Consider the following 11085-nt stretch of genomic DNA (forward strand, 5'->3'; position numbering starts at 1 on the left):
AGCCGGCCGAAGGCCTCGAGGATGTGCTCCTGCACCGGTAGCGGGTGCACGTGCACCGGGTGCTGCCCGTACCGGTCGGTCACCGTTCCAACGAGGGCACGCCGCCCGGGCAGTGAGGCGCCTACGCTCCTACCGGCTCGTCGAGCGCTTCGTGCGTCTCCTCCGCGCGGGGCACCGCAGGAGACAACGCCAGGGCGACGAGCACGGCGAGGAACATGAGACCCGCGTTCACGAGGAAAGTAATGCGGTAGCCCTGGACGAGTGCGTCGAGCTGACCATTGTCGTGACTCACCCGAGAGGTCACACTGGACGCGATGTTCACCAGTACCGCGAGACCGACTGCGCCGCCGATCTGCCGGGACGTGTTGAGCAGCCCGGAGGCGGCACCGGCGTTCTCCGCGTCCACGCCGGTGGTGCCACTGATCGTGATGGCGAGCAGCATGACACTGACACCGAAGCCGCCGACCAGATTGGGCAGGAGGATGTGGGTCACGTAGGCGGAGTGGGTGGGCACGGTGGCGAGCCAGAGGATGCCCACGGTGGCGATGAGGCCACCGGCCACGAGGACCGGCCGGGAGCCGAACTTGGGGACGAGGTGGCGAGAGGTGAGACCGCCGATGACGAAGACGACGGTGACGGGCAACAACGCCATGCCGGTCCGTAGCGCGCTGTAGCCGAGAACCTGCTGGCAGTACAGCGAGAGGAAGTACATCAGCGCTGTCAGCGTCACGCCGACGAACAGCATGAGCAGGTTCGCGATCCGCAGGTTCCGCGGTCGGACCAGGGCGAGCGGGATGAGCGGTTGCGGCGCCTTGACCTCGGCCACCAGGAACGCGGCGATGAGGACGGCAGCCACGGCCAGCGGGATCACCACCTTCGGTGAGCCCCATCCGGCGGTCGACGCCTCGGAGAAACCATTGGTGAGAGCTCCGACGCCGACGGTGACGCACAGAGCGCCGATCAGATCGAGCCGGACGTGCGCGGCCCTGACCGTGGGCAGAAGGTAACGCTGCCCGGCGACCAGGAGCACGATGCCGGGCAGGATGTTGACGAACAGCACCCAGCGCCAGCTCAGCTCGGCGGTGAGCACCCCACCGAGGACGACGCCGACCAGGCCGGCGACGCCTCCCATCATGCTCCACAGCGCCAGGGCACGCGCGCGCAGAGGGCCCTCGGGATGACTCGCGGTGATGAGGCTCAAGCTGGTCGGGGTCAGCGCGGCGGCGCCGGCACCCTGGACGATCCGGGCCGCGATCAGCACCGTCGCGTTTGTCGCCAGGCCGCCCACGAGACTCGCGGCGGTGAAGACGACCACCCCGAAGAGGAAGACCCGCTTGTGCCCGAAGAGGTCACCGGCCCTGGCCGCCAGGAGCAGCAGGCCACCGAGGGTGACCAGGTAGCCGCTGACGACCCACTGCTGTTGGCCGTCCGACAGCCCCAAACCGATCTTCATGTTCGGCAGGGCCATGGTTACGATGGTGGAATCGAGAACTGCCATGAAGAGGGCGAGGCAGGCGACGGCCACGACGATGCCCAACCGCGGATTCGGTTGGGCAGCCGGGTGCGTCGACGCGACCCGCGTCTCAGACATGGAGTCTCCTCGATAGCCCGACTGTGAGTGAACGCTGTTCACGCTACCGTCCGACGGGGGCTCAATCAAGGGCGGACGCACATGCCGACGGCAGATCCCGGGGACGGATCCCGGCGGGCACACGTGGCACCGCCCGTCCGGGCACCCCGGTCGGCGGCCATGACCCGCAGGTCACCGCCGGTGACTCGTCGCCCGAGGAGGAGAATCCATGCCACTGCGCAAGGCGGACGTCGTCGACGAGGCACTACGCCTGCTCGACGCCGAGGGTCTGGACCAGCTCACGATGCGCAGGCTGGGCGCGGCACTCAACGTGCAGGGCGGAGCCCTCTACCGGCACTTCCCCAACAAGGAAGCCATGCTCGACGCCATGGCCGACCGGATCATCGAGGGTGTCGGCGCGCCACTGCCCGACGTCCCCTGGACCGAGCAGATACGGATCCTGGGCAACCGGCTGCGTAAGGCCCTGATCAGCCGCCGCGACGGCGCCCGGGTGGTGGCCGGCACATTCGCGCCCGGCGTGAACACCGTTGTCGGCTCGGACCTGGCCGTTCAGGTGCTGTGCCGGGCCGGACTCCCGCCCACCGAGGCCGGATCCGCCACCTTCGCCCTCTTCTACTACGTTCTCGGCCACACCATCGAGGAGCAGGCGCAGCTGCGGCAGCAGCCGAACGACGGCTGGCGGTCCCGCACCGAACGGCTCGGCGTCGAGGTGTCGCCGCAGTACGCGGCGGCTCTCACGGCGCTGACCGCGGCGGCCCCGGCGGAACGCTTCGAATTCGGGCTGACCGTCTTCATCGCGGGGCTCTGCCGACTGCCCTCGGTCCGGCCGCAGCAGGAACAACCCGCGCCGTCGCTTGCCGCGGAGACCGACCCGGGCCGGGCCGGCGTCGCCTGAGCCGCGTTCGCCCTGCTGACGGGCCCGTGCCGGCGTGACCGGATCCGGTCACGCCGGCGGTCGCGATCCATGATCCGGGTCCGGCGGGTGACCGCGTCGACGACCACCCGAAAAGGTTGTGCGGCGATCCACCGCCGCCCTTCATCCGACAGATCTGCGACACGAAATGGTTGACGAGCGGTAGGCCCGGGCCCGGGCGAGCCCGCCGTCCGAGGCGTGCCCGATGAGCCATAACCCCAGCTCACAGCGCTGCCCAGCACTCAGTGCAGCCCTCAAACGTACAATCGGTGACATAGCATTACCAAGCACTATTAGCTACAGTTTACATATTCATTCTGGAACGGCCTTGACCCCCCTGACCTATGTGGTTATCTTCTGCTCGTAGCCAGCCATGGAAGTCCTATTTGATCTATTTCCATTGACGGAAGTCGAAGCTACGGTCAGTCGAACGGGGGAAATATGCAGGTCGGTGAGGACGGGTCGAGCAATTTCGGGCGGCGTACGCCGTACCGGATGAGGGGCGCGCGCGGGAGCAGCCATTCCTTCGGCGCCCCGCCTCGACGCTGAGGACATTCTCGTCGCATCCGGCTCGGGCCCGCGGCACGCTTAGCCGCCCGACAGGAATCCCGTGGCGCAGCCACCGCGGGCTTCCCAGCGGCCGTTTCCGCGTGCGCCAGCCGCTGCGACGACACCATTCAGCCGACGCGGGACAGCTCCCGCCGACGGGAGACGCCGGGTGCGCCGGCAGGTATGCCGGCGCGCGCCTCAACCGGGTTGCCGCCAGATTTTCCCGAGCGGAACTTACCGACCGGGACCAATAGCGGAGATCCGGCCGGGCGATCAGGTGGCGACTACCCGGATCGCAATGTTTTTCTGGGCCATCGGCCTGCCGACAAGGGCAGCAATCAGAGTCGACACGAGCCGACCGGGCGGCGGCCGAGGTGTCAGCCTCCTCGATGAGGCGGAATCTCGGCGGAGGGTGGTCGTGATGCAGCGGTACAGAGAATTCGGTAGGCGGGATTGCCTCGCAGCCCGACGACAACGGCGCCTCGAACGCGAATGGCGTCTGCGCGCGGGTCGTCTGCCCATGGTGGGGTCGGGATCCGCCGGAAACCAGCCGAAACCGGGCTACGGCAATAGCCGCACCAAGACGGTTGTCGATTTGCTGTCGCAGTGGACTTTCCCGGCTGTTCACCACCGTCGCCCGGCCTACTGCAGGTCACCCTGACACGCCGCTCCGGATCCACACGCCTCCTCGCGCCGGTTGAGCCCGCCTTCGACCGCACCATCGGCGCGAATTTCGGCCAGACCGCCCTCACCCGCCTGGAGTCAACTGCGCAATTCGAAGGGGTAAGGAAATGAGAGTGTTGATATCCGACGACATACTCTTGTCTCGGAGTGCGCTCGCCGCACTGATCGAGAAACACGACATCGAGATCGCCGGGACCGTCGGCGGCGACGTCGACACTCTGGAGTTCGCCGAGGTGCATCGGCCGGACATCGTCATCATCTGCTTCGACGGTGCGGATCACGCGGTGATCGCCCTTGCCGAAAAGATCTCAGGTATTCCGGAGTGCCGGACCGTGGTCCTGGCCGAGAGCTTCACCAGGCCTATCGTCCGACGGGCTTTCTCCGGCGTGGTGGACGGAATGTTGCACCGGACCGTACCGCCCAGTCGATTCTTCGAGGCGCTACAGCGGGTGCACCGGGGCGAACGCGTGTTCGACGCCGATCTGACGGTCGCCGCCCTGGCGAACTCCGGTTGCCCGCTGACCTCACGCGAACTGTCGGTGCTGGAACGCCTCTCCTACGGGGACACGACCGGGGAGATCGCGGGGCGACTTCACCTGTCGGAAGGAACGGTGCGCAACTACCTCTGCGCCCTCGTGACGAAACTCGGCGCACGAAACCGCATCGACGCGCTGCGTATGGCAAGAGACGCACATTGGTTCTGAACGCCCATTTGGCCGATCACATCGAGCAGTGGAGTTCTGACGATGAACATGGAATCGGTGACGGCTGACGTCATCGGCGGTATCGCACTCGTTCTCGCGGCGTCGAGCCTGCTCGGCGCCCTCGCGCGCCGCCTCGGGCAGCCCACGGTGATCGGTCAGATAACGGCGGGAATCCTCCTCGGGCCGAGCCTGCTGGGCCAATTGCCGGGCGATCCGACGCATCAGATATTCACGAAGAGTTCCATACCCTTCATCTCCGTCATCGCCCAGGTCGCCGTCATGATCTTCATGTTCGGTGTCGGCTACGAGATCGACCTGAGGTCGGTGCGACGCAATCGCCGGCCGATCCTGCTGATCTCGGCCGGCGCGATCCTCCTCCCGGCCGCCCTCGGTTCGGGGATCGCCGTCGGGGTGCAGCACGTGAGTCTCTTCGCCGATCAGCACTCGGAGGGCCGGTCCTTCGTGCTGTTCTTCGGCATCGCCATGTCGATCACGGCCCTACCGGTACTGGCCGCGATCATGAGGGAGCGCGGAATCGCCGGCACACCCGTGGGCGACATCGCCACGGCGGCTGCCGGACTGATGGACGTGGGCGCATGGCTCATCCTCGCCGCCGCCGTCATCGGCACCGACGCGGCCACGGGCCGGCCCTGGATCACGACGTTCCTGCTCCTGGCGGGGTTCCTCGGGGTGATGATCCTCTTGGTCCGGCCGGCGCTGAAGTGGTGGGTCGAGCGCCCCGGCACTGTCGTCGCACGACACGTTCCGGTCGCGCTGGTACTCGCCGCCGCGGCGGCCTGGGCCACCGCCTCTCTCGGCCTGCACCCCATCTTCGGGGCCTTCGTCGCGGGGCTCTCCATGCCGAGACCGGGAGGTGCGCCGGACGCGGACGTGCTGAACGCGATGGAGCGGACCGGAGGTCTCCTGCTGCCCCTGTTCTTCGTGGTCACCGGACTGACCACCGACCTCGGCGCGCTGAACGGCCCCTACCTGCTCCTGCTCGCCGTGATCCTCGTCTGCGCGATCGGCGGAAAGGTCTTCGCCGGTTACGCCATGGCGCGACTCGGCGGTCTCGGCACCCGGGAGTCGGGCCTGATCGGGGCGCTGGTGAACACCAGGGGCCTGACCGAACTCGTCGCGCTCAACGTGGGACTGAGCGCGGGCATCATCGACGGACGCCTCTTCTCGGTCCTCGTCGTCATGGCGCTGGTCACGACCCTGATGACCGGACCCCTCATCACGGCGGTCAACCGCAGGCACGGCGAGACGCAGGCACCGGCACTCGCGTTCTCGGCAGCGGCATCCAGGCCGTCGGGCTGATCCCGCGACGGAAGCCGGCACGGAACTCCATTGTCTACTCATTCGCCCCAATCGGTGCACAGCGGAATGACGAGATGTGATGGACAAGCTTGTCGAACGGGATGACGAAGAGAAAACGCTGGCCCGCGCGTACAGCGAGTGCTGCACGGGCCAGAGTCGGGTGATCACCATCGCCGGCTCGCTCGCGAGCGGAAAGACGGCACTGCTGGACTCCTTCACCCGCGACACCGCCGACGCGGGCGCCACCGTCCTCGCCGTCACGGCGACGAGCCTGGAACGCGACCAGCCGCTGGGGGTCATCGACCAGCTTCTTCGGAGGTGCCGGCTCCTCGTCGGCGACGTGAGCCGTGACCTCCGCGCGTTGACCGAGAGCCGCGACGAGACGGGACCTCGCCACGATCTCTCCCTGCCGGTCCTCGACCTGCTGCACGCCGCCTTCGAGCGACTCGTCGACTCGTCGCCGCTGATCGTGTGCATCGACGACGCGCACCTGATGGACGTCGAGTCCCTGCGGTACCTGGTCGGGCTCATCCGCCGGATGGACAACACGCCGGCCTCGATCGTCCTGACCTACTGCCCGGACATGGGTCGCAGCGCCGTCCAACGCCTCATCCAGGCGGAGATCCTCAGGATGTCCCACCACATCCCGATCGACGTCCAGCCGCTGTCGGAGACGGGAGTCGGTACCGTCCTGGAGGGGTACTTCGATCTGGCGACGGCGCGACGGGCGGCGCCCGAGTGCGCACGGCTGAGCGGCGGTCGGCCGTTGCTGGTGCACGCCCTCGCCGAGGACTACGGCAACCGGATCTGGGAGCCGGACGAGCACCTGCGTCCCGCGCCCGGCCCGGCCTTCGCACGTGCCGTGCTCAGCTGCCTCTACCGGGCCGAACCGGTGGTGCTCGAGATCGCGCAGGCGACGGCCCTGCTCGGGGAGTTCCGGTCCGCCGCCGTCGTCGCGCGCCTCTGCGGGATCAATGCCGAGTACGTCGCCCGGGTGGCCGCCTCACCCGCCGTCGGCGGACTGCTGCGACCAGACCTGCTCGGCCTGCCGGGCGTGCGCGAGGCAGTGCTGCGCAGCATCCCGCGTCAGGCACGCCACGCCATGCAGTCGCACGCCGCCCGCCTGCTGCACCAGGAGGCCGCTCCCGCCCTGGTGACCGCAGGTCATCTCGTACGCAGTGACGAGGCGGCGCCCTGGGCGAAACACGTGCTCTGTGAAGCCGCGGATCAGGCGCTCGCCAGCGGAGACCACAAGGCCGCGATCAGCTTCCTGGAGCGGGCGCACCGGGAATCCGTGGGCCGGCGGGCGCGGATCGACACCGCGGCGAGGCTCACCGACCTCATGTGGCGGTACGACCCGGCGGCTGCCAGAAGATACCTGCCCGACCTGGTCACGGCGGCCGCGGAGGGTGAACTCTCCGTCCGGCAGGCCGTCTCCGTCACCCGAAGTCTGCTCTGGAACGGCCAGGTTGATCAGGCGGCGCGGGTGATGTCCAGCTTCGGCCCCGATTGCTCCGCGCAGCCCGAAGCCGGGTACGCCGACCGGCTGCGCCTCTGGCTCCCGCTCGCTTTTCCGGGCATCGCGACCGCACCGGAGGTCGAGGCGGTGCCCGTGGCGAGCGGCGGACTGGGCCCCGCCGACCATCGAGCCGCTGCCGCGCTCCGGGCCGTCCTGGACGGCACCGGCGACCAGGGGACGGTCGCGGCCGCGGAGTTCGTCCTCCGGGAGGCGCTGACCGGCGCGGCGAGCCCGCCGTCCTCACTCGCCGCGCTCCTGGTGCTCGTCTATGCCGGCAAGCTCGACAAGGCGTCGGTGTGGTGCGACGCCCTCCTCGCCTCCACCGGGCAGATGTACGGGCTCGTGTGGAACGCCCTGTTCGTCGCTACCCGGGCGGAGATCCACTATCGGCACGGCGACCTGCGCGGCGCCGAGCGGCAGGTCCTCAACGCCCTCGCCCTCATGCCGCGCGAGAGCTGGGGAGCGGCGATCGTCGTACCGCTCTCGCTTCTCATCCTCATCGCCACCGCGAGAGGGGATCTCGACGCGGCCGAACGGCATCTGGACTCCCCCGTCCCCGGTGCCGCCTTCTCGACCCTCGGCGGGGTGCTGTACCTCAACGCGCGCGGTCATCTGCACCTCGCGCACGGCCGTCACGACGCCGCCGTGCGCGACTTCCTCGCGGCCGGGCACCTGATGAAGCTCTGGAAGGCGGACTGCCCGGCCGTGGTGCCCTGGCGCGTCCACGCCGCTCGTGCGTACCTGCACAAGGGCCTCGTAGCGCAGGCGAGGGAACTGCTCACCGAACAGATGACGCTGCTTCCCCCGGGCGAGCTCCGCGTCAGCGGCCAGGTCTACCGCGCGCTCGCCGAGACGGTCCGGCCCGACGAGCGTCCGGCGCTGCTGCTGAGGGCGGCGAACAACCTGGACCGCTGCGGCGACTCGCTGAACCTTGCCTACACGATCGCCGACCTGCACCACGCCCACGAGTCACTGGGCGACGTCACCCACGCCCGCCGCGACGCCGAGCGGGCGAGGGCGCTGGCCGACCGGTGTGGTGCCGTGCTCCTTCCGGACCGGCAGGCGACGGCCGACGACGCGGGGACGGAGATCATCGGGGACGGCACCCATCCCGTCCACCAGCTCAGCTCCGCCGAGCTGCGGGTGGCGGAACTGGCCGCCCGCGGCTCCACCAACCACCAGATCGCGCGGAAGCTCTTCATCACGGTCAGCACCGTCGAACAGCATCTCACCCGCACGTACCGCAAACTCGGCATCCGCCGCCGTACCCAGCTCTCCTCGTTCCTGTCCGAACGCGTCTGACACTGTCGTACCGTCGGCCCGGTTGCTCGTGCTCAGTCCTGCCTGCCGTACAGACGGAGGGTGATCGGCGCGAACACGAGGGCGATCACGGCGGTCAGGACCAGGGACCAGGTGACCGCGCCGCCGGCATCGCCGGTGTCGTTCATCAGCGCCCGGGCCGCTGTCGCGACATGGCTGAGCGGATTGACGTCGACGAAGGCCTGGAGCCAGCCGGGCATCGTGGCCGGCTGCACGAAGATGTTGCTGGCGAAGGAGAGCGGGATCAGCACGGCGTTGGCGATGCTGATCACGACGGCCGGGTCCCGGAGGAGCAATGCCACAGCGGCCCACACGAGCGACAGCGAGAGCCCGAAGGCGACCACCAGAGCCACCGCGGCGATGACGCCGATCGCGCCGCCGTCGGGGCGGTAGCCCATGACCAGGCCGAGGACCAGCACGATGGCAGAGGCGAACAGATAGCGGAGGGCGTCGGAAAAGAGGCCCCCGAGCACGAAGGCCCCGCGCCAGATCGACAGGGCGCGGAACCGGTCGAAGGACCCGCTGCGCAGATCCTGGGCGAGGCGGGCGCCGCCGTACATGGTGACGATCGCGATGCTCATGCTGAGCACGCCGGGCAGGAGTTGCATGAGGTAGTCGCCGGTGGTGCCGCTGATCGCACCGCCGAACAGGTAGGTGAACAGCACGGTGAACAGGATCGGGATGGCGGCCGAGTCCACGACCTGCTTGGGATCGTGCTTGACCTTGAGTATCGCCCGCCTGCCGAAGGTGGCGGACGCGGCGAGGGCACCGGCACGGCGGCGTTGCCGTCCGGCGGCCAGCAGGCGGTCGATCCGGTCGGCGTCCGGCGCGACGGGGGCGGCGGCGTTCACTGGGCTACCTCGACTTCGCTCGATCCTGCACCTGGGTTGCGGCGGGGAACACTGACACTCACGGTGCCGCGTCCTGAAGCTCGGAGGTGGACGGGTCGGCCGCGTGGCCCGTCAGGGCCAGGAACGTCTCTTCCAGACTGGGCTGGCCGAGGGACAGATCGGCGACGCCCACCCCGGCGTCCGCGAGTCGGGTCATGGCCTGCCCGACCAGGCGGCCGACCTCCGTCGCGGCGGCCGTGCCGGTCAGCACGACGGACAGGGCCAGGGGGTCGGCGTCGAGCCGGACCGTCCCGGCGACGGTGTCGGCGAGGATCCGTTGCGCCTGCGGGCGCTGCTCGCCGTCGACGAGCCGCAGCCGCAGAGTGCCGGAGCCGACCCGCGACTTCAGTTGGGCGCTCGTGCCCTCGGCCACGATCCGGCCGTGGTCGATGACCGCCAGTTGCCCGGCGAGCTGGTCGGCCTCTTCCAGGTATTGCGTGGTGAGCAGGACCGTGGTGCCCACCGCGGCGATCCGCCGGACCAGATCCCACACCTGGTTCCGGCTGTGTGGGTCCAGGCCGGTGGTCGGCTCGTCGAGGAACAGCAGGTCCGGAGTCACGATCAGGCTCGCCCCGATGTCGAGCCGACGACGCATCCCGCCCGAGTAGACGCCCACCGGACGGCCGGCCGAGCCGGTCAGGTCGAACGCGGCGAGCAGCTCGTCGGCGCGCTGTCGACTGGCCGACCGGGACAGTCCGTGGAGCCGGCCGAGGATCTGCAGGTTCTCGTACCCGGTCAGGTCTTCGTCCAGGGAGGCGAACTGGCCGGTCACCGCGACCCGGGCCCGGATGGCGTCCGCCTGCGTCGTGACGTCGTGACCGAGGACGCGGGCGGTGCCACCGTCCGGCCGGGCCAGTGTCGTCAGGATGCGGATGATGGTGGTCTTGCCGGCCCCGTTGGGGCCGAGGAGCCCGAATACCTGGCCACGGCCGATCGTGAGGTCGATTCCGTCCAGCGCCCGCTTTTCCCCATAGACCTTGGTCAGGCCGCGTGTCTCGACCACCGAAAGACTTTCATCTGCGCCATTCCGGGACATGCCTCCAACCCTATCCATTCGAGCCGTGCGAGGAAACTGTCCAGCCGAGATCCGCCCGCCGGGCCTGATCGGCCGTCGGCGATGACATTTCCGCTGCGAGCAGGAGTCGGGCGGCGGCGAAGGCGGCGGGGAGTACGTCCCGGTCGGATGGTGAGAATAGGGGTTACCCCTACCGAACCGGCTGCCTCATCATGAACACGAACCTTCTCCGATGCCCGCAGGTTCGGCGCGTTCCGGCCGGCCGAGTGCCGCGTCCGGTTCCCCGGCCGCCCCGCCCGGAAGGAATTCACATGACCATCGAGAGCAGGCCGAACACAATTCTCCTCGGGTGCCCGACGGCGAACTTTCCGGAAACCGCCCAGATACGTTCCACTGCCGACTCCGAGCAGATCGTCAAAGTGCTCAACGGCAACCGGTACGAGCACTTCCGGCGCACGCCCGAGGTCATCCAGCACCGATTGGGCGACCTTTCCGTGTTCACCTGGACCGGCAGCACCTACGTGGCCGAGTGACCGGACCGCCTCCGCAGCGAAGCACCGGCCCACCCGCCGGCCTTCTC

Annotated in this window: 8 protein-coding genes; 5 read left to right on the forward strand and 3 right to left on the reverse strand. The window is 69.0% G+C overall.

Annotated elements, in window-relative coordinates; genetic code table 11:
• Window positions 1-121: 121 nt before the first annotated feature.
• Window positions 122-1591 (reverse strand): MFS transporter, encoded by a 1470-nt coding sequence (locus tag ACFYO8_RS04950; RefSeq protein WP_355047517.1) that lies wholly within the window; start codon window positions 1589-1591, stop codon window positions 122-124.
• Window positions 1592-1799: 208 nt separating this feature from the next.
• Here ACFYO8_RS04950 and ACFYO8_RS04955 point away from each other — a divergent pair, with 208 nt between their 5' ends.
• From ACFYO8_RS04955 to ACFYO8_RS04970, 4 genes are all read left to right on the forward strand, one after another.
• Window positions 1800-2486 carry a TetR/AcrR family transcriptional regulator C-terminal domain-containing protein gene (locus ACFYO8_RS04955; protein ID WP_354874902.1) on the forward strand — a complete coding sequence of 229 codons (687 nt, stop codon included), beginning with the start codon at window positions 1800-1802 and terminating at the stop codon, window positions 2484-2486.
• A gap of 1364 nt (window positions 2487-3850) precedes the next feature.
• Window positions 3851-4441 carry a response regulator transcription factor gene (locus ACFYO8_RS04960; RefSeq protein ID WP_354874904.1) on the forward strand — a complete coding sequence of 197 codons (591 nt, stop codon included), beginning with the start codon at window positions 3851-3853 and terminating at the stop codon, window positions 4439-4441.
• Between the two features lie 42 nt (window positions 4442-4483).
• Window positions 4484-5761 carry a cation:proton antiporter gene (locus ACFYO8_RS04965; RefSeq protein WP_354874906.1) on the forward strand — a complete coding sequence of 426 codons (1278 nt, stop codon included), beginning with the start codon at window positions 4484-4486 and terminating at the stop codon, window positions 5759-5761.
• 79 nt (window positions 5762-5840) lie between these two features.
• Entirely contained in the window at window positions 5841-8582 is a 2742-nt protein-coding gene (locus ACFYO8_RS04970) for an AAA family ATPase (protein ID WP_354874908.1), read from the forward strand.
• A 32-nt stretch (window positions 8583-8614) separates the two neighbouring features.
• On the opposite strand, the gene ACFYO8_RS04975 is transcribed toward ACFYO8_RS04970, so the two are convergent.
• A complete protein-coding gene (locus ACFYO8_RS04975; RefSeq protein ID WP_354874910.1) occupies window positions 8615-9451 on the reverse strand; it encodes an ABC transporter permease in 837 nt (278 codons plus the stop codon).
• Between the two features lie 58 nt (window positions 9452-9509).
• The gene (locus tag ACFYO8_RS04980) at window positions 9510-10544 is read right to left on the reverse strand and encodes an ATP-binding cassette domain-containing protein (protein WP_387187623.1); all 1035 of its coding nucleotides are present in this window, start codon (window positions 10542-10544) and stop codon (window positions 9510-9512) included.
• Between the two features lie 272 nt (window positions 10545-10816).
• Here ACFYO8_RS04980 and ACFYO8_RS04985 point away from each other — a divergent pair, with 272 nt between their 5' ends.
• Entirely contained in the window at window positions 10817-11038 is a 222-nt protein-coding gene (locus tag ACFYO8_RS04985) for a DUF5988 family protein (RefSeq protein WP_354874914.1), read from the forward strand.
• The last annotated feature ends 47 nt before the right edge of the window (window positions 11039-11085 follow it).

The sequence above is a fragment of the Micromonospora sp. NPDC005257 genome (assembly GCF_042872445.1).
Lineage (GTDB): Bacteria > Actinomycetota > Actinomycetes > Mycobacteriales > Micromonosporaceae > Micromonospora.

Excerpts from the sequence above, each read along its gene's own strand:
- ACFYO8_RS04950 (WP_355047517.1), bottom strand. The coding sequence starts at position 1,591 with ATGTCTGAGACGCGGGTCGCGTCGACGCACCCGGCTGCCCAACCGAAT.
- ACFYO8_RS04955 (WP_354874902.1), top strand. The coding sequence starts at position 1,800 with ATGCCACTGCGCAAGGCGGACGTCGTCGACGAGGCACTACGCCTGCTC.
- ACFYO8_RS04965 (WP_354874906.1), top strand. The coding sequence starts at position 4,484 with ATGAACATGGAATCGGTGACGGCTGACGTCATCGGCGGTATCGCACTC.
- ACFYO8_RS04970 (WP_354874908.1), top strand. The coding sequence starts at position 5,841 with ATGGACAAGCTTGTCGAACGGGATGACGAAGAGAAAACGCTGGCCCGC.
- ACFYO8_RS04980 (WP_387187623.1), bottom strand. The coding sequence starts at position 10,544 with ATGGATAGGGTTGGAGGCATGTCCCGGAATGGCGCAGATGAAAGTCTT.
- ACFYO8_RS04985 (WP_354874914.1), top strand. The coding sequence starts at position 10,817 with ATGACCATCGAGAGCAGGCCGAACACAATTCTCCTCGGGTGCCCGACG.